Annotated in this window: 27 protein-coding genes; 11 read left to right on the top strand and 16 right to left on the bottom strand. The window is 63.7% G+C overall.

All coding sequences use genetic code 11. The annotated features are described in order from the left end of the window. The first annotated feature begins 28 nt into the window (after window positions 1-28). Complete coding sequence (locus NKK52_RS09115) at window positions 29-1,942, top strand: PhoX family protein (RefSeq protein WP_023684619.1); 1,914 nt, start codon at window positions 29-31, stop codon at window positions 1,940-1,942. Between the two features lie 64 nt (window positions 1,943-2,006). Here the strand turns inward: NKK52_RS09115 and NKK52_RS09110 are convergent, their stop codons facing one another. From NKK52_RS09110 to NKK52_RS09100, 3 genes are all read right to left on the bottom strand, one after another. Beyond that, on the bottom strand, window positions 2,007-3,578 hold the full coding sequence (locus NKK52_RS09110; protein ID WP_023684618.1) for a GMC family oxidoreductase: 1,572 nt from the start codon (window positions 3,576-3,578) through the stop codon (window positions 2,007-2,009). Window positions 3,579-3,628: 50 nt separating this feature from the next. Then, window positions 3,629-4,153, bottom strand: coding sequence for a twin-arginine translocation pathway signal (locus NKK52_RS09105; protein ID WP_023684617.1), 525 nt, complete (start codon window positions 4,151-4,153; stop codon window positions 3,629-3,631). 80 nt (window positions 4,154-4,233) lie between these two features. Further along, the gene (locus NKK52_RS09100; RefSeq protein ID WP_023684616.1) at window positions 4,234-4,629 is read right to left on the bottom strand and encodes a VOC family protein; all 396 of its coding nucleotides are present in this window, start codon (window positions 4,627-4,629) and stop codon (window positions 4,234-4,236) included. 220 nt (window positions 4,630-4,849) lie between these two features. Between NKK52_RS09100 and NKK52_RS09095 the strand changes: the two genes are divergently transcribed. Next, window positions 4,850-5,152 carry a ribbon-helix-helix domain-containing protein gene (locus NKK52_RS09095; protein WP_023670924.1) on the top strand — a complete coding sequence of 101 codons (303 nt, stop codon included), beginning with the start codon at window positions 4,850-4,852 and terminating at the stop codon, window positions 5,150-5,152. Window positions 5,153-5,157: 5 nt separating this feature from the next. Here the strand turns inward: NKK52_RS09095 and NKK52_RS09090 are convergent, their stop codons facing one another. Next, the gene (locus NKK52_RS09090; protein WP_023684615.1) at window positions 5,158-5,868 is read right to left on the bottom strand and encodes a purine-nucleoside phosphorylase; all 711 of its coding nucleotides are present in this window, start codon (window positions 5,866-5,868) and stop codon (window positions 5,158-5,160) included. Window positions 5,869-5,952: 84 nt separating this feature from the next. After that, window positions 5,953-8,523: a cell cycle histidine kinase CckA gene (cckA, locus tag NKK52_RS09085; RefSeq protein WP_023684614.1), complete on the bottom strand. Its 2,571-nt coding sequence runs from the start codon at window positions 8,521-8,523 to the stop codon at window positions 5,953-5,955. 205 nt (window positions 8,524-8,728) lie between these two features. On the opposite strand from cckA, the gene NKK52_RS09080 reads away from it, so the two are divergent. Next, window positions 8,729-9,445: a flagellar biosynthetic protein FliO gene (locus NKK52_RS09080; protein WP_023706175.1), complete on the top strand. Its 717-nt coding sequence runs from the start codon at window positions 8,729-8,731 to the stop codon at window positions 9,443-9,445. Window positions 9,446-9,621: 176 nt separating this feature from the next. Here the strand turns inward: NKK52_RS09080 and dksA are convergent, their stop codons facing one another. Then, window positions 9,622-10,038: an RNA polymerase-binding protein DksA gene (dksA, locus tag NKK52_RS09075; RefSeq protein WP_023673491.1), complete on the bottom strand. Its 417-nt coding sequence runs from the start codon at window positions 10,036-10,038 to the stop codon at window positions 9,622-9,624. A gap of 5 nt (window positions 10,039-10,043) precedes the next feature. Then, complete coding sequence (locus NKK52_RS09070; RefSeq protein ID WP_023706174.1) at window positions 10,044-10,223, bottom strand: hypothetical protein; 180 nt, start codon at window positions 10,221-10,223, stop codon at window positions 10,044-10,046. 69 nt (window positions 10,224-10,292) lie between these two features. Between NKK52_RS09070 and NKK52_RS09065 the strand changes: the two genes are divergently transcribed. The 4 genes from NKK52_RS09065 (at window position 10,293) to NKK52_RS09050 (ending at window position 14,053) form a co-directional block, all read left to right on the top strand. Next, a complete protein-coding gene (locus NKK52_RS09065) occupies window positions 10,293-10,796 on the top strand; it encodes a SixA phosphatase family protein (protein WP_031204542.1) in 504 nt (167 codons plus the stop codon). A gap of 86 nt (window positions 10,797-10,882) precedes the next feature. After that, the gene (locus NKK52_RS09060) at window positions 10,883-12,361 is read left to right on the top strand and encodes a YcjX family GTP-binding protein (RefSeq protein ID WP_023685991.1); all 1,479 of its coding nucleotides are present in this window, start codon (window positions 10,883-10,885) and stop codon (window positions 12,359-12,361) included. Beyond that, on the top strand, window positions 12,358-13,422 hold the full coding sequence (locus NKK52_RS09055) for a YcjF family protein (protein WP_023685990.1): 1,065 nt from the start codon (window positions 12,358-12,360) through the stop codon (window positions 13,420-13,422). Before NKK52_RS09060 ends, NKK52_RS09055 begins: the two co-directional genes overlap by 4 nt. Window positions 13,423-13,504: 82 nt before the next feature. Continuing rightward, on the top strand, window positions 13,505-14,053 hold the full coding sequence (locus tag NKK52_RS09050) for a hypothetical protein (RefSeq protein ID WP_023673495.1): 549 nt from the start codon (window positions 13,505-13,507) through the stop codon (window positions 14,051-14,053). Window positions 14,054-14,395: 342 nt separating this feature from the next. Here the strand turns inward: NKK52_RS09050 and NKK52_RS09045 are convergent, their stop codons facing one another. The 3 genes from NKK52_RS09045 to NKK52_RS09035 form a co-directional block, all read right to left on the bottom strand. After that, window positions 14,396-14,662 (bottom strand): hypothetical protein, encoded by a 267-nt coding sequence (locus NKK52_RS09045; protein WP_023685989.1) that lies wholly within the window; start codon window positions 14,660-14,662, stop codon window positions 14,396-14,398. Window positions 14,663-14,845: 183 nt separating this feature from the next. After that, window positions 14,846-16,054 (bottom strand): MFS transporter, encoded by a 1,209-nt coding sequence (locus NKK52_RS09040; protein WP_023715852.1) that lies wholly within the window; start codon window positions 16,052-16,054, stop codon window positions 14,846-14,848. A 59-nt stretch (window positions 16,055-16,113) separates the two neighbouring features. Further along, entirely contained in the window at window positions 16,114-17,103 is a 990-nt protein-coding gene (locus NKK52_RS09035) for an AraC family transcriptional regulator (RefSeq protein WP_023673498.1), read from the bottom strand. 160 nt (window positions 17,104-17,263) lie between these two features. Between NKK52_RS09035 and NKK52_RS09030 the strand changes: the two genes are divergently transcribed. Then, window positions 17,264-19,111 carry a monovalent cation:proton antiporter-2 (CPA2) family protein gene (locus NKK52_RS09030; protein WP_023685988.1) on the top strand — a complete coding sequence of 616 codons (1,848 nt, stop codon included), beginning with the start codon at window positions 17,264-17,266 and terminating at the stop codon, window positions 19,109-19,111. Further along, entirely contained in the window at window positions 19,111-19,659 is a 549-nt protein-coding gene (locus tag NKK52_RS09025; protein ID WP_023673500.1) for a DUF924 family protein, read from the top strand. Before NKK52_RS09030 ends, NKK52_RS09025 begins: the two co-directional genes overlap by 1 nt. Here NKK52_RS09025 and folK read toward each other — a convergent pair. From folK to folP, 3 genes are read right to left on the bottom strand one after another with little or no spacing between them, the layout of a single operon-like run. Beyond that, window positions 19,656-20,174, bottom strand: a complete 519-nt coding sequence (folK, locus tag NKK52_RS09020; protein WP_023685987.1) for a 2-amino-4-hydroxy-6-hydroxymethyldihydropteridine diphosphokinase — start codon at window positions 20,172-20,174, stop codon at window positions 19,656-19,658. The two genes, NKK52_RS09025 and folK, sit on opposite strands and share 4 nt — an antisense overlap. Beyond that, a complete protein-coding gene (folB, locus tag NKK52_RS09015) occupies window positions 20,158-20,517 on the bottom strand; it encodes a dihydroneopterin aldolase (RefSeq protein ID WP_023673502.1) in 360 nt (119 codons plus the stop codon). The genes folK and folB overlap by 17 nt, the downstream gene beginning before the upstream one ends. A 17-nt stretch (window positions 20,518-20,534) precedes the next feature. Beyond that, entirely contained in the window at window positions 20,535-21,380 is an 846-nt protein-coding gene (gene folP, locus NKK52_RS09010) for a dihydropteroate synthase (protein WP_023685985.1), read from the bottom strand. 148 nt (window positions 21,381-21,528) lie between these two features. Here folP and NKK52_RS09005 point away from each other — a divergent pair, with 148 nt between their 5' ends. Both NKK52_RS09005 and NKK52_RS09000 read left to right on the top strand, forming a co-directional pair. Further along, window positions 21,529-22,149 carry a DUF922 domain-containing Zn-dependent protease gene (locus NKK52_RS09005; protein WP_023728091.1) on the top strand — a complete coding sequence of 207 codons (621 nt, stop codon included), beginning with the start codon at window positions 21,529-21,531 and terminating at the stop codon, window positions 22,147-22,149. A gap of 231 nt (window positions 22,150-22,380) precedes the next feature. Further along, entirely contained in the window at window positions 22,381-23,865 is a 1,485-nt protein-coding gene (locus NKK52_RS09000; RefSeq protein WP_023685984.1) for an MDR family MFS transporter, read from the top strand. Window positions 23,866-23,885: 20 nt separating this feature from the next. Here the strand turns inward: NKK52_RS09000 and NKK52_RS08995 are convergent, their stop codons facing one another. The 3 genes from NKK52_RS08995 to NKK52_RS08985 form a co-directional block, all read right to left on the bottom strand. Further along, window positions 23,886-24,917 (bottom strand): NAD(P)/FAD-dependent oxidoreductase, encoded by a 1,032-nt coding sequence (locus tag NKK52_RS08995; RefSeq protein WP_023673506.1) that lies wholly within the window; start codon window positions 24,915-24,917, stop codon window positions 23,886-23,888. A gap of 104 nt (window positions 24,918-25,021) precedes the next feature. Continuing rightward, window positions 25,022-25,342: a 2Fe-2S iron-sulfur cluster-binding protein gene (locus NKK52_RS08990; protein ID WP_023673507.1), complete on the bottom strand. Its 321-nt coding sequence runs from the start codon at window positions 25,340-25,342 to the stop codon at window positions 25,022-25,024. A gap of 157 nt (window positions 25,343-25,499) precedes the next feature. After that, the gene (locus NKK52_RS08985) at window positions 25,500-25,838 is read right to left on the bottom strand and encodes an Hpt domain-containing protein (RefSeq protein ID WP_023688665.1); all 339 of its coding nucleotides are present in this window, start codon (window positions 25,836-25,838) and stop codon (window positions 25,500-25,502) included. Between the last annotated feature and the right edge of the window lie 10 nt (window positions 25,839-25,848).

Here is a 25,848-nt window from a genome sequence, read left to right as displayed (position 1 = left end):
GTAACATCCACCCTGAGAGGCAGACACCATGGCCAATACACCGTCTTCATCCTCCCCCGTCATCCGCGAAATCATTGCCGAGCGCGTCTCGCGCCGGTCTCTTTTGAAAGGCAGCCTCGCCTCCGGCGCGCTGATTGCCGGCGGCAGCTTTGTCGGCTCCTTGTTTGCCGGCGAAACGCATGCCGCCGCAGCGCAGTCGACGCTCGGCTTTCCCGAGCTGAAGCGGGTCTACGACAAGACCCATGCCGCCGCCGAAGGCTATGAGACGACCATCGTCGCGCGCTGGGGCGACCCGCTTGCAGCCGGCCTCGCCGAATTCGACGGCAACAAGGTCGCGGCGGAGGAACAGGAAAAGCGCTTCGGCTACAATTGCGACTACATCGCCTTCATGCCGCTGCCCAAGGGCACGGTGAATTCCGATCATGGCCTGCTCTGCGTCAACAACGAATACATCTCGCCCAATGTGATGTTTCCGGGGATGACCGAGGGCGATGCCGGCAAGACGATGACCAGGGAACAGGTCAATCTCGGCATGGCCGCGATGGGCCATTCGATCCTCGAGGTGCAGGTGAAGGACGGCAAGTGGGAAACCGTGGCGGACAGCCCGCTCAACCGCCGCATCACCGCCAACACCGAAATGACCGTTTCCGGACCGGTTGCCGGCCATGCGCTGATGAAAACTTCGGCCGACCCGACTGGCACGAAAGTGCTCGGCACCAGCTATAATTGCAGCGGCGGTTTCACCCCCTGGGGTACGGTGCTGACCTGCGAGGAAGGCGTGTCCGACATTTTCGGCGGCGACCCGAAAAAGGCGCCGACTGCCGACCTGCTCGACCGTTACGGCTTCGACGGCTCCGACATCTATGGCCGCGGCCGCTTCCATGACCGCTTCAACCTCGACAAGGAACCGAACGAGGCCAACCGCTTCGACTGGGTGGTCGAGATCGACCCTTACGATCCTCAGTCCAGGCCGGTGAAGCGCACGGCACTTGGCCGCATGTCGCATGAGGCCTCGACCGTGGTCCTCAACAAGGACGGCCGCGTTGTCGTCTATATGGGTGACGACGACTATTTCGAATATATGTACCGCTTCGTCTCGGCCAAGGCCTATGACAAGGCCAACCCGGCCTCCGGCGCCGATCTGCTCGACGATGGCGTGCTGTCGGTCGCCCGCTTCGATGCCGATGGCTCGATGACGTGGCTGCCGTTGGTGCACGGCCAGGGCAAGCTTACCGTCGAGAACGGTTTTGCCGACCAGGCCGAGGTGCTGTTGAAGACGCGGTTTGCGGCAGATGCGCTCGGCGCCACGCCGATGGACCGGCCCGAGGACATCGAGACCAATCCGGTGACCGGCCGCGTCTATGCGGTGATGACCAAGAACAAGAAGCGCGACCAGTCAAAGGTCAATCCGGCCAACACGCGGCCGGAAAATCTCTGGGGCCATATTGTCGAACTGATCCCGCCCGGCGGCCGCGGCGCGGATGCCGACCACACGGCGGAAAAGTATGCCTGGGACCTGTTCGTGCTCTGCGGCAACCCGAAAGATGCCAAGGTCGGCGCCACTTTTCATCCGGACACGTCGGACAATGGCTGGTTCGTCTGCCCCGACAACATCACCTTCGACCCGGCGGGGCGGCTGTGGGTGGCGACGGACGGCGCCAATGATTTCGACCTGCCGGACGGCGTCTATGGCGTCGACACCGAAGGTGCGGCGCGCGGCCTGCCGAAGCTGCTGTTCACCTGCCCGCACGGCGCCGAAGCGACCGGCCCGTGCTTCACGCCGGACGGCACGACTTTGTTCCTGTCGGTGCAGCACCCTGCGGAAGATGCCGAGACGCTCGACAAGGCGCAGACGCTATGGCCCGATTTCAAAGACGGCCAGTTGCCGCGACCTTCCGTCGTCGCCATCCGCCGCAGGGACGGACAGCCGGTCGGCGCATAGTGAGTCCTAGTGAAAAAGGCGGAACGCGCCATGCGCGTTCCGCGTAGCGATCCGGGAGGACGGCTCAGATCGTCTTGGCCGACATTTGCGAAGCGATGTATTCGGCCTGGCGGATAGCCAGCGACACGATCGTCAGCGTCGGATTTTCAGCCGCACCGGTCGTGAACTGGCTGCCGTCCGACACGAACAGGTTCTTGATGTCGTGCGCCTGGCCGTGCTTGTTGACGACGCCGTCTTCCGCCTTTTCGCTCATCCGGTTGGTGCCGAGATTGTGGGTTGAGGGATAGGGCGGCGTCGGGAAGGAGCGCGTCGCGCCGACCGCATCGTAAAGCGCTGTGGCCTGCTTGTAGGCATGGTTGCGCATCGCCGTGTCGTTGGGATGATCATCGAAATGCACGTCGGCGATCGGCATGCCGTGCGCGTCCTTCTCGTCCTTGTGCAGCGTGACGCGGTTTTCCGCGCGCGGCATGTCCTCGCCGACGATCCACAGGCCAGCCATGTGATCATAGTGGTCGAGCGCGGTGGTGAAGGAACGGCCCCAGCCGCCGGGATTGAGGAAGGCGGCCATGAAGGGCAAGCCGAGCGACAGCGTCTCGAATTCATAGCCGCCGACAAAGCCGCGTGAGGGATCGTGCCGCGCCTCGTCGCGGATAATGCCGGCCATGGTGGTGCCGCGATACATTCGCACCGGTTGGTCGAAAATGGCGTAGACCGAACCGGTGGTGTGGCGCATGTAGTTCTTGCCGACCTGCCCCGACGAATTGGCAAGCCCTTGCGGAAACTTCGCTGACTCGGAGTTCAGCAGCAGGCGCGGGCTTTCGATCGAGTTGCCGGCGACGGCAACGATGCGGGCCTTCTGCTCCTGCAGCTTGCCGTCCTTGTCGGCATAGACGACGCCGGTCACTTTTCCGCTAGCGTCATGGTTGATCTTGATCGCCATGGCGTTTGGCCGGACCTCGAGATGGCCGGTCGCCTCACCCTTGGGAATTTCGGTGTAGAGCGTCGACCATTTGGCGCCCCATTTGCAGCCCTGGAAGCAGAAGCCGGTCTGTTGGCAGGAGTTGCGGTCGTCCCGCTCGACCGAATTGATTGCCATGTTGCCGGTATGACATTCCTTATAGCCGAGCTTGTCGGCGCCGGCCTTGAGCACCTTGAAGTTGTTGTTGCCGGGCAGCCGCGGCCAGCCATTGGTGCCGGTGACGCCCATCTTGGCTTCCGCCTTGGCGTAGTAAGGCTCCATCTCGGCCAATGTGACCGGCCAGTCCAGCAGGTTGGCGCCTTCCAGCTTGCCGTAGGTCGAGAGCGTCTTGAACTCATGCTCCTGGAAGCGCAGCGAGGCGCCGGCCCAGTGCGTGGTCGAGCCGCCGACCGATTTGACGATCCAGGCCGGCAAATTGGGGAAATCCTTCGACACCCGCCAGTCGCCTGAGGTTGTGCGCTTGTCCGTCCAGGCGAGTTGGCTGAAGGAACCCCACTCGTCATTGATGAAATCCTCGTATTCGTGGCGCGCGCCGGCCTCGAGGATGACGACATCGACGCCTTTCTGGGCGAGTTCGTTGCCGAGCGTGCCGCCGCCGGCGCCGGAGCCGATGATCACGACCACGCCGTCGTTGTTGAGATCAAATGAAGCTGCCATGGTTTCCTCCCATGAATTCCTGTTTGCGGGGTTTCAAAACGACGGAGGGCTCAGAGCCACTCTATGTCGTCGAAACCGCGCGCGATGTAGCCGCCCTTGGAGTAGGATTCGCCCTCGTAGCCGAAAATCGGCCACACCTCCTGCTGGTTGTAGAGGCTGACGACGAGGCCGCCGCGGATGGACTGGAAGAACGGCGTCGCCTCGATCTGCTGCAGCACGGCAACGCGCTGCTCCTCCCAGCCGAGGCCGCGATAGCCGCCCTCGCCCGACTTCTTGTCGAGGTTGGCGATGCCGTCTTCGATCATCGTCTTGTAGGCAGCGTCCTTGCCGGCCTGCTCATCATGCCCTTTTACGGCGATGGCGTAGTATTTGTCGGGCACCTGATCGTGCGGATAGATGTCGCGCGCCATCTGGATCAGCGTTGCCATGGTTTCGGGCTTGAGCGCCGATGTCTCGAGCCCCCAGGCATTTTCAGGGCTGATGACGGCGCTGCCGGAAATGACGAGCAACGCGCCGATGCCGCCGCGTTTGAGAAGTTCACGACGTGAGAGCCTCGCGTCATAGATCGTGACCATTTGTTCCTCCCTGCTTGCTGTTTGCGCCCTTGAACAGCGCCGTTGCTGGCGCCGCGCGGCTGAATGCGGCTGATAATCCCCTACTGGAAGCGCCCTCCACGCTGCAGAACCTCGATCTTGTAGCCGTCGGGGTCCTCGATGAAGAAAAAGCGGGCGATCAGCGATCCGTCGCGGTTGAATTCGACGATCTTCTTGGGGTTGAGGCCGAGCGCGCCGATCCGGTCGTGTTCGCTGTCGAGATCGGACACCGAGACCGCCAGATGGCCGTAACCGTCGCCAAGCCCATAAGGCTCCGTGCGGCCCTTGTTCACGGTGAGTTCGAGCTCGAACCCCGTTTCGGCGTTGGCAAGGTAAATCAGCGTGAATGTCTCGAAATCCAGCCTGTCGGCGACATCGAGCCCGAAAGCGTTTCTGTAGAAATCGACGGATCTGGCCTCTTGGAGAACCCGGATCATGGAATGGATTGCCTTCGCCAAATCAGTCTCCGCCGCTGCATGTTGGAGGCGATTATGGGCGGCACGCGCGAAAGGTGGTGGCAGCCGGTTACCACGGCTAAATTTGCAATCGCTGCTATGCCTGCGCCTAAAGACGAAAGTCCGATTGCCGATTCGGCCCACAAGGCCGAACATGCAGGGACAACCACAACTTGAAGGCGCGACACGCTGCGCCCAAAACCAACAATATCGGGAGGTAAGGATGTGCAGGGTTTTTGCCGGGCAGGATCCGGAAGGCTATCGACAGATCAACCGGTCGATCCGCATCGACGGTCACTCTACGAGTATCCAGCTTGAAGGAACATTCTGGGCGCTGCTTGACGAAATTGCCGACAGCCAAGGCCTGACGACGCCGAAGTTCATCTCAAAACTCTATGACGAGGCGATCGAGATCAACGGCGCCATTCCCAACTTCGCGTCGATGCTGCGCACCACCTGCGCGCTCTATCTGCGCGGTCACCGGCCAGACATGGATGAGCTGACGCCGAAGCGCGAAGCGGCCTGAGGAAGCTAGCCTTCCGCCGCAACGTCGAGCCCGAGCCGCGCCATATCGGTGAACAGCGCCTGACGTTCGGAATAGGCAGTCTGTTCGCCGGTCACGATGTTGTCGACGACGGTCAGCAGCGACAGCGCGCGGACGCCGAAATGCGCCGCGATTCGGTAGAGTGCGCTGGTTTCCATATCGACAGCGATAGCGCCAAGCGCCTGCGCTTCGGCAAAGCGGTCGCGCCCTTCAGGGTGGTAGAAGACATCGCTGCAGATGGTCAGCCCGGCCTGGTGGTCGATGCCGAGCTGGGCGGCGCAGGCCAAAGCGTGGGCGAACAGGCCGGGATCGGGCCCGGCGGCAGCATCGTAGAGGCCGAAGACCTGGCCGCTTTGGTCGCTTTCGGCGCGCACCGACTGCGAGATCACCAAGGAGCGCAGCGGCACGCGGGGTGTCAGGCCGCCGCAGGTGCCTGTGCGGATCAGCGTTTTTACGCCGTGAACATCCAGGAGTTCATGCGCATAGACCAGGAAGGACGGGACACCGATGCCGGTGGCCTGGATGCTGATGGGACGGCCGCGATAGAGACCGGTGAAGCCGAGTGCGCCCCGGCGGCGGTTGACGCAGCGCGGCGCCTCAAGAAATGTCTTTGCCATCCACTCGGCGCGTTGCGGATCGCCCGGCAACAGCACCGTTGCGGCATAGTCGCCCCTGGCAGCCTCGTTGTGCGGCGTCACGACATGCTCCCCAAAACCCGCCGCCCGTTTCGCCTGCAATCATGGCAGTGTCACGTCATTGCGCAAGCTTTGAATTAGGGCGCCCTAGGACTCCAATACATCCTTGACCACGGTGGCCAGTTGCTTGAGGGAGAACGGCTTCGGCAGGAAGCCGAATTGCGCGTCCGGCGGCAGGTTTCTGGCGAAAGCGTCTTCGGCATAGCCAGACACGAAGACGAACTTGATGTCGGGCTGGCGCTTGCGCAGTTCGCCGAGCAGCGTCGGTCCGTCCATTTCCGGCATCACCACGTCGGACACGACGATATCGACCTTGCCGCCGAGCGCTTCGAAGACTTCCAGCGCCTCGACGCCCGAGGAGGCCTCATGGACGGTATAGCCGCGCGAGGTCAGCGCCCGCGAGCCGCCCATGCGCACGGCGTCTTCGTCCTCGACGAGGAGCACAGTGGCCGAGCCCGACAGGTCCTTGGCGCTGTCGGCGGCTTTCACCGGCGCAGCCGGCGCCTCGCTGACGTCGCCGGGCTTCTTCGCCTCCACGATATGGCGCGGCAAGAAGATGCGGAAGGTCGAGCCCTTGCCGACTTCGGAATCGCAGAAGATGAAACCGCCGGTCTGCTTGATGATGCCATAGACCATCGACAGGCCAAGGCCGGTGCCTTTGCCGACTTCCTTGGTGGTGAAGAACGGCTCAAAAATCTTCTTCAGCACGTCCGGGGCAATGCCCGAGCCGCTATCCTCGACCTCGACCACGACATAGTCGGCAGGCGTGAGCTCGCGGTAGGAGAAGCTCTTGCATTGTTCGGCGGTGACGTTGCGGGTGCGCACGGTGAGGTCGCCGCCGGCCGGCATGGCGTCGCGCGCGTTGACGGCGAGGTTGACCACCACCTGCTCGAACTGGCCGATATCGACCTTGACCGGCCACAAATCGCGGCCGTGGTCGACCTTCAGCTTGATCTCGTTGCCGACCAGGCGGGCAAGCAGCATCCGGAGATCGGCAAGCACGTCGGTCAGGTTCAGCACTTCCGGCCGCAAAGTCTGCTTGCGCGAGAAGGCGAGCAACTGCCGCACCAGCGAGGCCGCCCGGTTGGCATTCTGCTTGATGTTCATGATGTCGGGGAAGGATGGGTCCGACGGACGGTGATTGGTCAGCAAAAGATCCGACGCCATGATGATGGCGGTCAGCACATTGTTGAAGTCGTGGGCGATGCCGCCGGCAAGCTGTCCGACAGCCTGCATCTTCTGGCTCTGCGCCATCTGGCCCTCGAGCGCCTTCTGCTCGGTGGTCTCGACGGCATAGACGATGGCCGATTCGTCGGCGCCCTCGCCGGTGCCGTCGGCGACGGCGTTGACGTAGAAGCGGATGTGACGCTCCTCATTGCCGGGCAGCAGCGTGTCGATCGGCTCGATGTCGGCCTGCCTCAGCCGCGCCTTCTCGAAGGCGGCGGCAAAGGCCGGCCGGTCGCGCTCATGGATCACGGTGTCCAGCCGCACGCGGCGGTCAACCGCGTCGCCGTCGACGACGGAGGAAAACAGCGACAGGAACGGCGCGTTGGTGCGCAGGATGCGGCCGCCATTGTCGACGGCGGCAATGGCCATCGGCGTCGAATTGAAGAAACGGGTGAAGCGCACTTCCGAAGCACGAAGGTCGGCCGATGCGTCCTCGCCCTGGGTGCGGTTGAGCACAATGGTGCGGGTCGGACCGTTGGTCCCCTCGCGGCTGGCCGATACCCGATGCATGAAGCGCACCGGCAGCGCCTCGCCGGTTGTCGTCGTCAGATCGAGATCGATGACGGCGTTGCGGGTGGTGCCGGGATCGGCCTTGACCGAGCGCACCAGCGCCATGCCGTCGCCGGCGACGATTTCCGGGAGTGTCACGGCGCCAGGGGTGAAGCTCGCCAGATCGATGCCCAGCCATTCGGCGAGCGTGGCGTTGATGTAGGTGACACGGCCTTCCTGGTCGGCCGAGAAGAAACCGGCCGGCGCATGGTCGAGATGGTCGATAGCCTTTTGCAGGTCGAGGAAGAAACGCTCCTGCTCGGCCCGTTCCTGCGAGATGTCGGCGAGTTGCCAGGCAAGCATCGGCAGGCGCTGACCGGGAACGCTGAAGGTACGGGCTCGCGCCCGGTACCAGCGCGCGCCGGGTTCGGCGCCCGGCCGGATCGACTGTGCCAGCCGGAACTCACCGTCGCCGGCCTGGCCATCGCGCAAGCCCGAGGCCAGCCGGTATATGGTCACCGAAGCTTCGGGGACATCGGAAAGCAGGCCTTCGACCGTCTTCAGATCGGCGGCCGACGCAGCACCGGTCATCTCGGCGTAGGCCCGGTTGGCGTAGACGACGCGGCCCTTGGTGTCGGTGACGATCAGGCCCTGCGACATCGAATCGACGAAGGCCTTCGACAGTTCGTCCCCGGTCGAACGCGGCGCGATCTGCACGAAGCCGATGGCCGTGGCGAACAGGAAGCCGACGCCGATCATGGCAAGCACGCCCAGCATGCCGAGCAGGAACGGATCGCCAAGACGCTCGCGGAAAATGCCGAAAACGATCGCGGCCCCAGTCAGGACGATGATGAACACGATGAGCCGGGTAACCGCGCCTGGCCGCGTGTTCTGATCGACGATCGGTACCGGATAGAAATCGCCGCGCGTTTCCCTGGCCATATGCCCCCTGCTCGTGAGTTGTCCGACACCGCCCCCGGCCGGTTGAATCACATTCTCCTAATCCGGAAAAGGCCTTGGCGGCAAATGTCGGATAAAAATGACGCGTCGGTGTTTTCAAGCTGTTCACGAAGCGTGAAGGCAACTTGCGGTGGCTGGCCGCAACGGTCTAGTGTCCCTCCACTTCAAAAGCCGATTGGGGGCACCGATGCAGTGGCTGGATAATGTGGCGGGTCCCGGATATGCCGCAGCGCTGCTGTGGACGTTTGCTGCCCTTGTCCTGCTGGTCATCGTGCTCATCATCATCAGGCTGATCCGCAACCTGACCTTCGGCACCTTCGTTGCCGGCGGCAGGAACCGCAAGACACGGCTGGCGGTCATGGACGCCACGGCAGTCGACAGCCACCGCCGGCTGGTGCTCATCCGTCGCGACGACATCGAACACCTGCTTTTGATCGGCGGCCCAACCGACGTTGTCGTCGAGCGCGATATCAGGCTTGCAGCGCCACGCCGTCCGGCATTGACCGGCGATGGCGGTGTTGGCCAGCAGCAACAGGCGCCGCGTCCGCGCGCAGCACAACCCGCTCCGGCCACGCCCGCAAGGCAGGCGCCGCCGCCGCAACCGGTAAGGGCTGCTCCGGCCGCCGTTCCGCCGCGCCAGGCCGCGCCGGCGCCGAAACCGGCTCAAATCTACCAGGCGAGCAATGTGACACCGCTGCCGGCCTATGGCTCCGCCGCCAATACTGCCCGGCAGGCCCCGCCACCGAAGCATGAGTCCATCGACGATACCCTGATGCGGGAGCTCGAGGTCTCGCTCGACGATTCGCACCCCAAACCGGCAAGCAAGCCGGCTGCGAAGGCACCGCAGTCTCTCGACGACGAGATGACCAAGCTGCTCGGCGAACTCGCCAGCCAGAAACGATAAAGCCCGGCGAACCGTCACATCTTGCCGAATTCCCGATCGAACGCCGCTTAAGCGTGTCGTCCGTTTCAGCGCGACGCGCTTTAACTTGGGGGCGGACTAAACCCTTCGGCCAAAAACAGAAATGGCCGGGAAACCCGGCCATTTCTGATGAAACAGTCCTGCCTGACGGCAGCGGCTCAATCGTCGCGATAGACCTTCTCGCGGCGTTCGTGGCGCTCCTGCGCTTCGATCGACAAGGTCGCGATCGGACGCGCATCCAGCCGCTTCAGCGCGATCGGCTCGCCGGTTTCCTCGCAATAGCCGTATGTGCCTTCATCAATGCGCTGCAGCGCCGAATCGATCTTTGAAATGAGCTTGCGCTGGCGGTCGCGGGCGCGAAGCTCGATGGCGCGGTCGGTTTCCGAGGAAGCGCGATCGGCGAGATCGGGGTGGTTGGCGTTTTCCTGCTGCAGGATTTCGAGTGTTTCGCGCGCTTCGCGCAGTATGTCGGTCTTCCAGGTGACGAGCTTCAAGCGAAAGTAGGATTTCTGCCGTTCGTTCATGAACGGCTCGTCTTCGGAGGGTACGTAATTGGCTGTAACGATATCGTTCATTCGACTCACCCAACAACCCCAAATTTGGCGCCTATATATTCGCGCAGAGAAGGCTGCACAAGCGTAATCCGCGCGCGTTTCACGCAATTGTTAATGCCGCGCGGGCGATCCTCAGCAAAGCCTTCCATAGGAAGGGCGCGGGCGAATTCGCACATGATTCGCTGCGCTTGGGCGTCGCCGCCCATTGTGCCTCAGGCCTTTCTCGTGGCTAATCCAGTTGTGTCATTGGTGGGCAGCACACCATTGGGGGTCCGGTGAGCAGACTGTATCTGTTGAGGCATGCGAAGGCTGGCTGGGCCCTGCCCGGCGTGCGCGACTTCGACCGCCCGCTCGGCGCATCCGGCATTGCCGATGCCGAAATGATGGGGACGGCGATGCGTGCCCGCAACTACATCCCCGATATCACGCTCTGCTCCAACGCCAAGCGCGCGCGCCAGACGCTGGAAGGCATCGCCGGCCACACCGATACCGGCCGGGTGCTGTTCTTCGACACGCTCTACAGCGAGGATGCCGCCGGCTACCTCGCCATCATCCGCAGCAATGGCGGGCCGGGCTCGCTGCTCGTCATAGGCCACAATCCGATGACGGAAGACCTTGCCATGGCGGTCTCGGGCGACGGCGACGAGGCTGCTCGGGCCATCATGAACCATGGTTTCCCGACCTCCGGCCTTGCGGTCGTGCGCTTCAGCGGCAACCTTGCGGAAGCCTCGCAAGGCGCCGGCTACCTCGAAGCCTTCCTGACCCCCATCGATCTCTGAGCCGAGCCGGCCGAGGCCGGGCGCCATTTCAAACTTGAACAGCAAAGCCTATATCGGGCGCAAGAGCACGCCTGAGAGAACAGATTTTGGCATCATCGCTGACCACTTTCACCGACGAAGCGAGAATTGCCCTGGATACGCTGTCGGGGCGTGCGAGCGGGCTTTTTTCGCCGTCGCTTCGGCTGGGCGTCACCGGCCTGTCCCGGGCCGGCAAGACGGTGTTCATCTCGGCTCTCGTCCACAATCTCATCCATGGCGGGCGCCTGCCGCTGTTCGAGGCGCAGAAGTCGGGACGGATCGCGCGCGCCTTCCTTGAGGAACAGCCGGATGATGCGGTGCCGCGTTTTCAGTACGAGGATCATATTGCGGCGCTGGTCAACGACCGCGTCTGGCCGGACTCGACGCGCGCCATTTCGGAACTCAGGCTCACCATCGAATATGAGTCTGCCTCCGGCTGGAACCGGATGTTTTCCAGCGGCCGATTGTCGGTCGACATCGTCGACTACCCCGGCGAATGGCTGCTCGACCTGCCGCTGCTCGGCAAATCCTTCGCCGATTTTTCGCGCGAGGCGTTCGAGATGGCGATGCTGCCGGTGCGGGCCGACCTGTCGCAGGACTGGCGGACGCTGTCGGCGACCATCGACCCCAATGCCGATGCCGATGAGATGACGGCGCGACGCCTCGCCGAGAGCTTTGCCGCCTACCTCAAGGCCTGCAAGCTCGACGAGCGGGCGCTTTCGACCTTGCCGCCCGGCCGTTTCCTGATGCCTGGCGACCTCGAGGGATCGCCGGCGCTGACCTTCGCGCCCTTGCTGCTCAAGGGTGAGAAACGGCCGCGCTCCGGCTCGCTGCAAGCGATGATGGAGCGCCGCTACGAAGCCTACAAGACGCATGTGGTGAAACCGTTCTTCCGCGAGCATATCACCCGCCTTGACCGCCAGATCGTGGTGATCGACGCTATGCAGGCGTTGAACGCCGGCCCCGGCGCGATGGCCGACCTGGAACGCGCGGTGACCGAAATCCTCTCCTGTTTCCGTCCTGGCCGAGGCAATTTCCTCACCGACCTGTTTTCACGCCGCATCGACCGCATCCTGGTTGCCGCGACCAAGGCCGACCATCTGCATCACGAAAGCCATGACCGCCTGCAGGCAATCGTGCGGCGGCTTGCCGACCGCGCCGTGGCGCGGGCGAATTTCACCGGCGCCGATGTCGACGTGGTCGCCATGGCGGCGGTGCGCGCGACGCGCGAAGGCACGGTCAAGCAAGGCCGCGAAACCCTGCCGGTGATCATCGGCACGCCGCTGAAGGGCGAGAAGATCAACGGCGAAACCTTTGATGGTAAAGCCGAAACCGCCATATTTCCCGGGGACTTGCCGGAGAAAATTGACGCGGTTTTCGACGTTTCGGAAGCCGACCACCGGCAGAGCAGCGACGATCCGGCGATCCGTTTCGTGCGCTTTCGCCCGCCAAAGCTCGAACGCACCGCTGAAGGCGTCACGCTGTCGCTGCCGCATATCAGGCTCGACCGCGCCTTGCAGTTCCTGATCGGAGACCATCTGGCATGACCGCGCCCCGCAGACCGGCAGCTTTCCGCATCGAGCCGGAGGCCGGACCGAAGCAGGAAACGCGCCGCCCCCATGCCGAGCCGCCGCGCAAGCCGCGCGCCGTCGTCGTGCCGGCCGAGATCGATGTCTTCGACGAACCGGACATTGTCGCCGCCGAACCGCCGCCGGCGACCGCACCGCGCAGGCGCTCGCTGTTTTCCAGCCTGTTTTTCGGCGCGGCCGGCGTGCTGGTTTCGCTCGCCGTCGGCCTGTGGACCGACCAGCTCATCCGCGACCTGTTCGAGCGCGCAGAGTGGCTGGGTTGGCTGGCAGCGGCAATGGCCGCAATTGTCGTGTTGGCGCTCGCGGTCGTGCTGGTGCGGGAATTCCTGGCTATTGCCCGGCTGGCCGAGGTCGAAAAACTGCAAAAGCGGGCGCTCGATGCCGTGGCGCGCGACGATCCGAAGGCTGCAAGGGCCGTCGTCGAAGAGCTTTCGGCCTTTGTCGCTGCGAAACCCGAAACCGCGGCCGGCAGGCGCTCCCTGGCCGAATTGCGCGGCGAGATCATCGACGGCGGCAATCTGGTGCGACTGGCCGAGGCCGAGATTCTCGGGCCGCTCGATGCGAGAGCCAAGGTGATGATCCTCGAAGCAGCCAAACGCGTGTCGCTGGTCACCGCCGTCAGCCCCCGCGCACTCGTAGACGTTGCCTATGTCGTGTTCGAGGCCGGGCGCCTGATCCGCCGCTTGTCCGAACTCTACGGCGGCAGGCCGGGCACGCTGGGCTTTTTCCGGCTGGCGCGCAGCGTTCTTGCCCATCTGGCGGTGACCGGCTCGATCGCCGTCGGCGACAGCTTCGTCCAGCAGATCGTCGGCCATGGCCTTGCCGCCCGGCTGTCGGCGAAACTCGGCGAAGGCGTGGTAAACGGCATGATGACGGCGCGTATTGGCATTGCTGCCATGGAGACGGCGCGGCCCCTGCCCTTCATTGCCGGCAGGCGGCCGGGTATGGGCGATTTCCTGTCGGCGCTGACCTCGTTTGCGGCCAAAAAAGAGAATGAAGCACCCGCCTCAAGCAAGTGAACGCCCTCTCGCGGTCACCAAGCATTAACCAATCTTGTTCATGGTCGTCCAACAACAGCCTCCTTGTTGCCGGGTGTCGTCTATGAAAAGCGTAATCTTGTCCTGCGTCCTGCCCCTGGTCGCGCTTGCAGCACCTCTGGGCCCGACCGGGAAAGCCTTTGCAGCCGAGCCCGACAAGCAGTTCTTCCGCACCGTTGAAGGCAAATGGGTCGGCCCGGGCGAAATCATCGCCGGCAAATACAAGGGCACGAAGTTCACCTGCAGCTTCGACGGCTCGACGCCGGACAACAAGACCGGCATGACGCTCGATGGCGACTGCCGCGTCGGTGTCTTCACCCAGAAAATGTCGGCGACCGTCGAGCGCAAGGGCCGCGACTACAAGGGCAATTTCATGGGCGGCGCCGCGGGGTCGGGCCTGGACATCATCGGCGGCAACGTGGTCGATGCCCGCAAAGTCGTCTTCACCATCAACCGCAACCAGCTGCGCGGCGTCATGCAGGCCCGCATTCCCGACGACAATTCGATGACGGTGACCATCGCCGTGCGCGTCGACCAGCAGCTGGTGCCGGTCATCGGCATGAGCCTCAAGCGCGTCGACGCCGTCGAAGTCGGCTCCATCGCCAAAAACTGACTCTCAAGCGGTTCCCCGAAAAAAGCGCGGAACGGGGTTGCACTGCGCGTTAGCTGAGCTGTTCCGCTCAGCTCGATGTCGGGAAGGACACGCCACCTTGCGGCCAGGTTGGCGCTCCTCAAGCACGGGCCGCTCGGGCGGCACCTTTCTGCCGCGACCGGACATGTGGCGCGCAACCGACGATGTCAGCGTCTCCGATGGCCCAAGCCACAGCAAGGCCAACGTGTCATGGTCCTGTGCGTGCCGGCGGTCCTCCGTGTCAGCGCGATGCGCTTTAAGAACACCAGCAAAAAAGGCGGCGGCTACTCGAGCCACCGCCTTCCTCAATTTCCGAACGAAGAATCAGCCCTTGATGGCGGCCGTCAGATCGTCATAGGCCTTGCAGGCGTCGGCCGGCGTGGTGGCGCCCTGATATTTGGTCGTCACAGCCTGCACCTTGGCGGTCAGGTCGGCGGCCTTGGTCGGATCCTTGGTGATCGCTTCCTGCAGCGCGGCGGTCATTTCCTGCGCCTTCTTGGCCGCGATTTCCTGCGTGCATTCAGGCGCCTTCGAACAGGCCGATGCGGCAAGCATGGCGACACCCACGCCGACGAGCAAAAACTTCTTCATGTCAGTCATTCTCCTCACGAAGGCAGAACTTGATCGTCGCTGCCTTCCAACGGCCGAAGCCTGGCGTCCCATAGCCGCCGATTGCGGCAAAACGCAACGTGTGCGGCGCATAAACCTGTGCAGCGCTGCTGCAACGGCGCGGACGGCCTGATTGAGGCCGCCCGTGTCAGACGAAGCGAGGTTTCAGCCACGAGGCTGCAGCAGCGCCAGTGCGGCCGTCGCCGCGGCAAGGACGGCGGTTAGGGTCAAAGGTCCCGTAGCGCCATAGGTGTCCACGACATAGCCGCCGACAACCGCACCGACGGTGATGGCAACCTGGAAGGAAGTGACCATCAGGCTGCCTGCTGCTTCCAGCGCATCAGATGCCGCGCGAGACATATTGGTCGGCAGCACCACCGGCGCCATGCCGAAGGCGAAGCCCCACAGCGTAACAAAGCCGAAGGCAACGCCGGTTTGCGCGCCCCAAAGCACCAAAGCGAGTGCCGCAAACGCCATCAACGCGGCGGTAACTGCGAGGGCCATGTGGATGTTGGTGTCGGCCAGGCGGCCACCGGCAATATTGCCGATCACAGCGGCGATGCCGAACCCGAGCAGCGCCAGGGCAATCGGCCCGGTTGTGAGGAGCGTCACCTGTTCGAGGAACGGGCGCACATAGACCGAGCCGGCAAAATGCCCGGTCATCAGCAGAACAATGGCAAGCATGCCGAGTTGGATGCCACGCCGCCGTGTCAGCCGAAAGACGTCTGCAAGGCTGTTGCTTGCCGCCGCAGGCAAGGTCGGCAGGCTGAGAAGCTGCAGCAGCATGGCAAGCGCGGCCAGCCCCGCCGTCATGGCCATCGCGCTGCGCCATCCCAGCCAGTCACTGATCAACGCACCCATCGACGGCGCGGCAATGGTCGCGAGCGAGACGCCGAGGGTCACGATCGCCATGCCGCGACCTGTCGCATTGGCGCCGACCAGCCGCGCCACGACGGCAACGGAAAGTGCCCAGAAAGCGCTAAGAGCGATCCCCAACCCGGCCCGGCCCAGCAACAGCAGCCAGAAATTGGGCGCCAGCGCCGCAAGAATATTGGAACCGACCGCCAGGGCCATGAGGCCAACCAGCACCGCCTTGCGGTTCAATCGGCCGATGAGAACATTGCTCAACATGGCCGTCACGGCGCCAACGGAAGCGGTGGCGGTGACGACCTGTCCGGCAGTTCCCTCGCTGATGCCGAGATCGCGCGCCATCGGCGTCAACAGACCTGCCGGCAAGAACTCGGCTGACACCAGGGCAAAGCTGGTGGCCGCCAATGATAGGACCGCAAACCATGTGGCCGCGCTCCACGCGGCTGGTGCATCGGCATCAAGGCCGATTGCGGCGTCTTCAAGCTGTAATGTTGTGTCCGTCACGGAAAGATCTCCACAGTTGGAGATCTTAGATAGGCGAGTCCGCCCGGATGTTATGTACCTTAAAATCCGAAATTCATATCCATTCGTCCGGGAATTGTGCGACGCACAACGCCTGGCGAGACATTGGTGATGCGCTTGAACGCGCGGGCGAAGGACGCCTCGGAATCATAGCCCAAACGGGTAGCGACTTCGGCAACCGACAAGCCGTTTTGGCCCAGCAATTCGCGGGCAAGCTGCATTCGCAGGCGGGCGAGATAATGTGCGGCACCCTCCCCCAATACCGCGCTGAAGCGCTCGGCGAAAATCGAACGCGATTGGCCTGCCACGCCGGCGAGGCTTCCCAGCGTCCAGTTGTGGCCGGGGTCGCGGTGCATGGCCGCCAGAGCGCGGCCTATATGGGGGTCGCGGATGGCTGCGAGCCAACCGGTGGTCGATGCGCCGTTGCAATTGACCCAGCACCGGATGAGCCTGGCTGTCAGCAAATCCGCCATACGCGACAGGATGGTGGCGCTGCCCATCTGCGGTTGCGCGGCCTCCACCGTCATGGCCGCCAGCAAAGGGCCGACCATCGGGTCATTGCCGGCCACGTCGCAACCCTTGATGAGAGGCGGCATCAACGTGATCAACGGATTGAGCGCATAGGAGCCGAGAGACATGGAGCCGCAGAAAAGGGTGCTTGTCGCGCCCGTTCCCTGCCGTATCACTTCGCAAACGTTGCCGCCCAACTTGATCACCTGGCAGCCCTCGAGCGAATCGCCCACCACGTCCGGCGCACTCGCCAGCCGATGGGCGATGCCTTGCGGCAGCAGCACCAGATCGCCATCGCGCAACTCCTGCCAGCCTTGCGCTTCGGTGTGAATCCAGCATGGACCCTGGCCGACAAAGTGAAAACGAAGCAGTTGTTGTTGCGGAAAGTCTATGCTCCATGGGTGCCGGAGTTCGCAGCGGCCATAGTTGACGCCACTCAAGCGAAAGTCTTGCAGAACTTCGCTGAGCGCATCCATCGGGATATGTGGCAGCGGCGACGGCCGGGACGAATAATCAGGCATTTGTCAGATATAGATACCGGCCGTCCGACAGGCAAGCGCAGACTGTTGTTCCACCGGGGAATCGCTGCCACGGCACCCTACCCATCCTGGCAGGCTTCCCGCCCTTGCCTCCCGCTCCCGGTGCATGCAAGGAGTGCTGTCGGACACAGGGACAAGAGGCATGGCAGCGGAAGCATCGGGCAGCGATCTCATTCAGGTGGTGGCGCTGCTTGCCGCAGGCGTCGTCGCCGTTCCGATCTTCAAACGCATGGGGCTGGGCTCGATCCTAGGCTATCTCGCCGCGGGCGTGGTCATCGGCCCGTTCGGTATTGGCATTTTTTCCGAATCGGAAGCCATCCTGCATGTCGCCGAACTCGGCGTGGTCATGTTCCTGTTCATCATCGGGCTGGAGATGCAGCCGTCGCGGCTATGGGGCCTGCGCCGCGAGATTTTCGGCCTCGGCGCGCTGCAGGTCGGCGTCTGCGCCTTGCTGCTCACCGGTGTTGGTCTCGCCGGCGGCTTTCCGATCGCGCAATCCTTCGTTGCCGGCGCCGGCTTTGTCCTGACCTCGACGGCGATCGTCATGCAGCTTCTGGAAGAGCGTGGCGAGATGGCCAGCCCCAAGGGCCAGCGCATCGTGTCCATCCTGCTGCTCGAGGATCTGGCAATCGTGCCGCTTCTGGCGCTGGTCGCCTTCCTGGCGCCGGGCGGCAGCGAGATGACCCTGCAGCAAAGGCTGACCGAAATCGGCATCGGTCTTGGCGCCATCGTCGGGCTGGTGGTGGCCGGCCGCTATCTGCTCAACCCGTTCTTCCGCATCCTGGCCGACGCCAAGGCGCGCGAAGTCATGACGGCGGCAGCCCTTCTGGTCGTGCTGGGGTCGGCGCTGGTCATGCAGCTTTCCGGCCTCTCGATGGCGATGGGCGCCTTCCTCGCCGGCGTGCTGTTGTCGGAATCGACCTTCCGCCACCAGCTGGAGGCCGACGTCGAGCCATTCCGCGGCATCCTGCTTGGCCTTTTCTTCCTCGCCGTCGGCATGTCGCTCGACCTACATGTGGTGGCCGACAACTGGCGGCTGATCGCCGTCTATGTCGTCGCCTACATGGCGATGAATGCGCTCGGCATCTACCTCGTCGCCCGCTTGCTGAAGAGCGGTCATCGTGAAGCGCTGGAACGCGCCGTGATCATGGCGCAAGGCGGCGAATTCGCCTTCGTCCTCTATTCGGCCGCGGCGGCGGTTGGCATCATCGACAGCCGGGCCAACGCAACGCTGACCGCGATCATCATCATCTCCATGGTGCTGACGCCGCTGGCCATGATTGCGCTCAAATATGTGACGCCGCGCGACGAGCAGTCGCTTGAAGGCGTCGACATCGCCGACGGCCTTACCGGCAGTGTGCTGGTCATCGGCTTCGGCCGTTTCGGCCAGATCGCCAGCCAGCCGCTTTTGTTGCGCGGCATCGACGTGTCGATCATCGACAATGATGTCGAAATGATCCAGGCGGCCGCCGATTTCGGCTTCAAGGTCTATTATGGCGACGGCACGCGGCTCGACATTCTGCGCGCCGCAGGTGCAGGCCGCGCCCGCGCCGTGCTGATCTGCGTCGACAAGCCGGACGCCGCCGTGCGCATGGCGGAACTGATCAAGGCGGAGTTCCCGCTGCTGACTGTCCTGGCGCGTGCCTTCGATCGTGGCACCGCGCTGTCGCTCATCCGCGCCGGGGTCGACTTCCAGCTGCGCGAGACCTTCGAATCGGCCCTCGTCTTCGGCGGTTCCGCGCTCGAGGTTTTGGGCGTCGAGCCGGAAGATGTCGCCGATGTCATCGAGGATGTGCGACGGCGCGACAATGCCCGACTGGAGACGCAGCTGGCCGAAGGCGTCCGCGCCGGGCAACGTTTCCTCAGGGGCAATACCGGCACGCCGATCCCGACGCCGCTGACGCAACCGCGCCGGCCCGGCCAGGCGCTGAACGAAGAGACGGCCGGCGTGCTGCACAAGCCCGAGCCCGCCGATCAGGGGGAAAGCTGATGACCGCATCGGATGAGCGCGCGCTCGCCGTCACCAAATTCTGGCGCGAGGCCGGCGAAGACGCGTGGTTCGAGAAGAACGACGTCTTCGACGCGGATTTCCGCAGCAGGTTTCTCGACCTGCACTTTGCCGCCGCGCGGCGCGAGTGCGACGCATGGTCGGAGCATGCCGAGGGTTCGCTGGCGCTGATGATCCTGCTCGACCAGTTTCCGCGCAACTGCTTTCGCGGCTCAGGCCATATGTACGCCACCGATCCGCTGGCACGGCACTTTGCCGCCAAGGCGATTGCGGCCGGCCATGACCTTTCGCTGGAAGAAAACCTGCGCGTCTTCCTGTACCTGCCCTACGAACATTCGGAACTGCCCGCCGACCAGGACAGATCGGTCGAGCTCACCACCGCCAGGGCGCCGGAGTATGTGAAATACGCCATCGAGCACCGCGACATCATCCAGCGCTTCGGCCGCTTTCCGCACAGGAACAAGATGCTTGGCCGCGAGACGACGGCGGACGAACAGGCATTTCTCGATGGCGGCGGCTTCTCCGGTTAACCCAGCCACCAATCGCGGCCGGAAGCCAGCCGCTCTATGCCTGACGTATCGACGGCGCTGAGCCGCTCGGTCACGCTCCTGCCGCCCACCGCCAGATCCGGCGCGATCTCTGCCAAGGGCGCCAGCACGAAGGCGCGCTCCACCATTCGGGGATGCGGCACCTCCAGCCCGGTTTCGTGGATTGTGCGGTCGCCGAACACCAATATGTCGATGTCGATCAGGCGCGGACCCCAGCGCTCCTCGCGCACCCGCTTCAGCTTGCGCTCGGCCTCGAGGCAGAGGTCGAGCAGCGCCCTTGGCGCCAGCGAGGTCGAGATTTCGGCAGCGGCGTTGAGGAAATCCGGCTGGTCGAGCTTGCCCCAGGGCGGCGTGCGGTAAAGTGAGGAGACGGCGACGACGCGCGTGCTCTCGTCGGCGTCGAGCAGGCGCAGCGCCGCCGCCATCGAGGCCGAGGGATCGCCAAGATTGCCGCCAAGGCTGAGATAGACCGTGTTATTGTTACTCTGGCCAGACAACGGTCACCTCGACATAATCGAGCACGCCGGGCACCGGTGCGTTGGGCTTGCGCACGGTGATCTCGGCCTTCCTGATCTGCGGGAACCGTGAAGTCAGCGCCTTCGCCACTTCGAGCGCCAGCGCCTCGATCAGGAAGCGGCGATGTCCAGTGACGATCTTTTCAATCACCGTGAAGGCGATGCCGTAATTGACGGTGTCCTCGATGGAATCATCCTCCAGCGGGCGGCTGGGCTCGACCGTCAACTCGGCATCGACATAAAAACGCTGGCCAAGCGCCTCTTCCTCATCCAGCACGCCGTGCCGGGCAAAGAAGGCGCAGTTCTTCATGCGGATGACGTACATTTCTTAGTGTCCTGGGCTCAGCGTCCTGGCTTTTCGCGCGCCAGCATAGCATCGGCGACCGCCAGTGCGTCCACGTTGATTGCGACATCGTGGACGCGAAACAGATCGGCGCCCTTCAGCCTCAGAATGACACTGGTGGCTACCGTCCCGGCGGCGCGCGCGCCGGCTTCGCGGCCGGTGACGGTGCCGATGAAGCGTTTTCTGGAGGTGCCGGCCATCAAGGGAAAACCGAGCTCCTTAAGCTCGGAAAACCGCGCCATCAGGTCGAGGTTTTCCTCAGCCGTCTCCTTGGCGAAGCCGAAGCCGGCATCGAGTACGATATGATCGTCCGCAACGCCGCTGCGCCTGGCGACTTCCAGCGAAGCCTTGAGGAACAAAAACTGGTCGGCGATGACGTCGGGCAGTTTTTGCCGCCCGCGCCCGGTATGCATGATGACCAGTCCGGCGCCGGTCTCGGCGGCGACGCGGGCGATGCCGGGTTCACGCTGCAAGCCCCAGACATCGTTGACGATATGCGCGCCGGCGGCGACGGCGAGGCGCGCGGTTTCCTCGCGATAGGTGTCGACCGAAATCAGGGCTTCGCCTGAACTGGCGAGCGCGGCGATGACCGGCAGGATGCGGGCCTGCTCTTCTTCAAGCGTCACGGGCGAGGCGCCGGGGCGCGTCGATTCCCCGCCGATATCGACGACGGCGGCGCCTTCTTCCACCATGCGGTGCGCCTGCGCCACCGCCTGGTCAGGCGTGATGAACAGTCCGCCATCCGAAAAACTGTCGGGCGTGACGTTGAGAATGCCGACCACAATGGCTTTCTCGCCAAGGTCGAGATGGCACTTATGCGCCAGTTGCCATCGCCTTGTCGTCATTGTCCTTCAACCATGTGTCTCATTGGCATGTGGCTCATTGGCATGTGGCTCATCGAGCGCTTGCAATCCATCAACGATGCGTGATCGGTGGAAGATCAATTCCGTTGCGCCGGCAACGGCCGTAAAGCAAGGTGAGTGAAGAGGCAACATGATGAAACGACCCCTGCTCTGCGCCCTGATGCTGGCTTTGACCGTCCTGCCGGCGAATGCTGCCAATCTGGTGAAGACCTACAGCTATTTTGCCATCGGCGGCAGCACGCTCGATGACATCGAGACGCAATTGTCGAAGCATGGACCCGAGGTGAAAAGCACCGGGATGCGGCATCCAGGCGCCACCCAGATGGCGTTCACCACCCGCATCAGCTACGCGCAAACCGCAGACACCTGCCGCATCGCCAAGGCCGCCGTTACCGTCAAGGTCAAGGTCATCCTTCCGGAGTGGCGCAGGCCGCGCAAGGCCGATCCCGATGTCAGGCTGTTCTGGGACACCCTGTCGGCCGACATCAAGCGCCATGAGGAGCGTCATGTCGAGATCGCCAAGAACCACGGCCGTCTGCTCGAAGACGCGCTGAACGCGAGCTTTGCGCAAAAGACCTGCGCCGGGGCAAAGGCGAAGGCGGCGCAGATCACCGCGGCCGAACTCGCCAGGCATGACCAGGACCAATTGCGCTTCGACCGCGTGGAAGGCGTGAATTTCGAAAGCCGCATCCTGCGGCTGCTGCGCTACCGCATGCAGCGCGTCGAGAACGGCCAGCTTCCGCCCGGCTGAAACACGGCGATACCAAGCCAATTCTGCCGAAACATGAGGCCAGCCCCAGAAAATTTTCGGGCATAGGTCGAAATCGGCCTATACGGGACGACATATGTCAGGCTCGCAAGATATGTCAGGCTGGCAAGGCGCGAGCTTCGAAACACCAGATCAAGACCAATTGAGGCGGCGCGTAGCGGAGCGGCCATTTGGCGCCGCGCAATCGCTCTCAAACTTTATGGATGAAATGATATGGACCAAGCTGTCGACAAGCCGGCTAGGCTGCCTCCCGCCGCACCGCTGACGGAAAGCGAGAAGAACGTCATCATCGCCGGCATCCTTTTGTCGATGCTGTTGGCGGCGCTCGACCAGACAATCGTCGCGCCGGCCATGCCGACCATCGGGCGTTCGCTCGGCCATGCCGACTACCTGCCGTGGATCGTGACCGGCTATCTCCTGACGGCGACGGCCATGGCGCCGCTCTACGGCAAGATTTCCGACGTCTATGGCCGCCGGCCGACCGTCTATGCGGCGATCCTGATCTTCCTTCTGGGATCGCTGGTCAGCGCCATGGCCCCCAACATGTTCGTGTTGGTTGTCGGCCGGGCGATCCAGGGTGCGGGCGGCGGCGGCCTGTTCGCCCTGGCGCAGATCGTCATCGGCGACCTCGTGCCGCCGCGTGAACGCGCGCGTTATGCCGCCTGGATTTCGGGCACCTGGGCTGTCGCCAGCATCGCCGGGCCTTTGCTCGGCGGCGGATTTGCCGAACATCTGCATTGGTCGCTGATCTTCTGGATCAATATCCCGCTCGGCATCTTGGCCATGGCCATCATCAACAAGCCGCTGCGCAAACTGCCGGTCGCCGCAAAGCGGCATCGCATCGACGCGCCGGGCGCGCTGCTTCTGGTGGTGGCGACGGCATTGCTGCTTTTGGCCCTCAACTGGGGCGGCAGCGCCTATCCATGGGTCTCCCGCGAGATCGTCGGCCTGCTCGCCTGTTCGGCGGTCTTCTGGGGTGCGTTCGCGCTCAGGCTGATGCGTGCGGCCGAGCCGCTGATTTCGCTTGAAGTGCTGAGCAATCCGATCGTGCTTGCCGGCACGGCGTCGATGTTCCTGCTGCAGGCCGCCAATATCGGCCTGTCGGTGTACCTGCCGGTCTATCTGCAGTCGATCATCGGCCTGTCGGTCAGCCAGTCGGGCCTTGCCATGCTCGGCCTGCTGCTCGGAACGGTCGCCGGCGCGACCTTCAGCGGCCGCACGATACCGCGCTTCTTCCACTACAAGCGTATCGCCATGGTCGGCGTTCTCTTCGCCATTATCTGTCTTGGCGTGCTCAGCCTGGTCGCCGGCCGCGCCTCGCTGCTGGTGGTCGAGCTCTTGACCATCTGCATCGGCCTTGGAAGCGGCACCACCTTCCCGGTCGCCACCGTATCGGTGCAGAACGCCGTCGACCGCGCGCATCTCGGCGTTGCCACCGGCGTGCTGACCTTCCTGCGTTCGCTGGGCAGCGCGCTCGGCGTCGCCATGCTCGGCGCGGTCGCGCTCGGCTATGGCCTGCCGCTTGCCGGCGAAGGCGCGCCGGCTGCCGGACAGATCGTCTCGGCGACGCCCTTCATGATGATCTTCCTTGCCGCGGCCGTCACGCTCGTGCTGGCGCTGATGACGCTGGCGCTGATGCCGGAGAAGTCACTGCGCGGCCGCGACGACGCCGAGGCGCCAGTCGTTCTGGTGGAGTGATTCGGAAAGCCCTGTAGGACCTACTCCACGACGCCGAGCTTCTTCTGCAGGCTGGTCGACGACGTCGTGTACTGGAAGACGATGCGCTCACCGGGGCTGATGATGCGCTTGGCGGCCTGCGCCATCAGCGCCACCTCGTGAAAACCCGACAGGATCAGCTTCAGCTTGCCTGGGTACCAGTTGATGTCGCCGACGGCAAAGATGCCTGGCACCGAAGTCTGGAATTTCTCGGTATCGACCGGGATGAGGTTCTCATGAAGGTTGAGCCCCCATTCGGCGATCGGGCCGAGCTTCATGGTCAGGCCGAAGAACGGCAGCATGCGCGTGCACGGCACCTCGATGTCGCCGTCAGGCCCGCCCTTGATGGTAGCAGAGGCCAGCTCGCCGTCGGCGCCGGTCAGGCCGCTCACCTGGCCGACCCGGAACTCCAGCTGCTTCATCTCCTGCATGGCATACATCTTGTTGACGCTGTCGGGCGCCGCCCTGAATTCCGCGCGCCGGTGGACCAGTGTCACGCTTTTTGCCACCGGCTGCAGGTTCAGCGTCCAGTCGAGTGCGGAATCGCCGCCGCCGACGATGACGAGGTCGTGGCCGCGGAATTCCTCCATACGGCGCACCGAATAGAAGACGCTCCTGCCCTCATAGGCCTCGATGCCGGGAATGGGCGGCCGTTTGGGCTGGAACGAGCCGCCACCGGCGGCGATCACCACCACCTTGGCTTCGAACACCTCGTTCTCGTCGGTGGTGACCCGAAATGAGCCGTCGTCCAGCTTTTCCAGGCTGGAGACCATGCGGTTGAAGGTAAAATCCGGCTTGAACGGGTGAATCTGCTCCAGCAGTCTGTCGACCAGCCCTTGCGCCGAGATCGAGGGCCAGCCTGGAATGTCGTAGATCGGCTTTTCCGGATAGAGTTCGGCGCATTGGCCGCCGGGCCGGTCGAGGATATCGATCAGATGGCACTTCATGTCGAAGAGGCCGAGTTCGAACACGGCGAACAGGCCGACCGGCCCCGCCCCGACAATGAGTGCGTCCGTCTTGATTACATCGGTCATGCCAGGCGAGCCTCATTGTCAAACTGGGGCGAAACTGGCGCGAGACTGCATGAGCATTGGCCCGCTGCCAAGCGGCGGCGGGAAAAATCAGATGGTACGGGAGATCAACCCTGGCGAGCCGGCACGCGCACGACGAGGCCGTCAAGCGCGTCGCGCACCTTGATCTGGCAGGACAGGCGCGAGTTCGGCTGGACGTCATAGGCAAAGTCCAGCATGTCCTCTTCCATCGCCTCCGGCTCGCCGACCTCGGCCGTCCAGGCTTCGTCGACATAGACATGGCAGGTCGCGCAGGCGCAGGCGCCGCCGCATTCTGCCTCGATGCCCGGCACCGCGCTACGGATCGCATTCTCCATGACGGTCGAGCCGTTTTCGGCCTCGACATCGAAAGGAGTGCCGTCATGGGCAATGAAGGTCAGCTTGGTCATTTGTCACCTGAAGGGAGTCCCAGCCGAGATAATCACTCCACCGGACAAGTCAACTGCGGCGCGAAAGCGCCGCTTTGTGACGTTTTTTCGGAAAGCTGGCCAAAGCACGCCCTGGCCCCGTCGATTCATCCCGGTGGCCGCTGCCGAGCGGCAGCCATTACCGGCTGATGGCGGCGATGAAATCGCGCACTTCCTCGATCAGGGTGCCGAGGCGCTTGAGGATGCGCGCATCTTCCGGCTGCTGTTCGATCGAGGTGGCGCAGTCGGCGATGGCAAAGGCGCCGACCCCGCGCGCCGAACCTTTCAGCCCATGCGCCAGAAGCAGTCGCTCCCTGACATCGGCATCGACTATTCTGTCGCGGACGGAAAGCGCCTGCTGTACGAACAGCGCCAATACCTCCTGTTCGAGGGCGCGATCCCCCATAGTCTGACGGGCCAGGTGGGCCAGATCCACTGGGCGCGAACGGGCCGGTCCCGACGCATCGCCGCCCGGCATTGAGAAGGCA

Origin of the sequence: Mesorhizobium sp. C277A (genome assembly GCF_040324395.1) — a bacterium.
GTDB lineage: Bacteria > Pseudomonadota > Alphaproteobacteria > Rhizobiales > Rhizobiaceae > Mesorhizobium.
The sequence above is the reverse complement of the archived record's forward strand: the minus strand, read 5'-3'. Positions and strand labels throughout refer to the sequence as shown.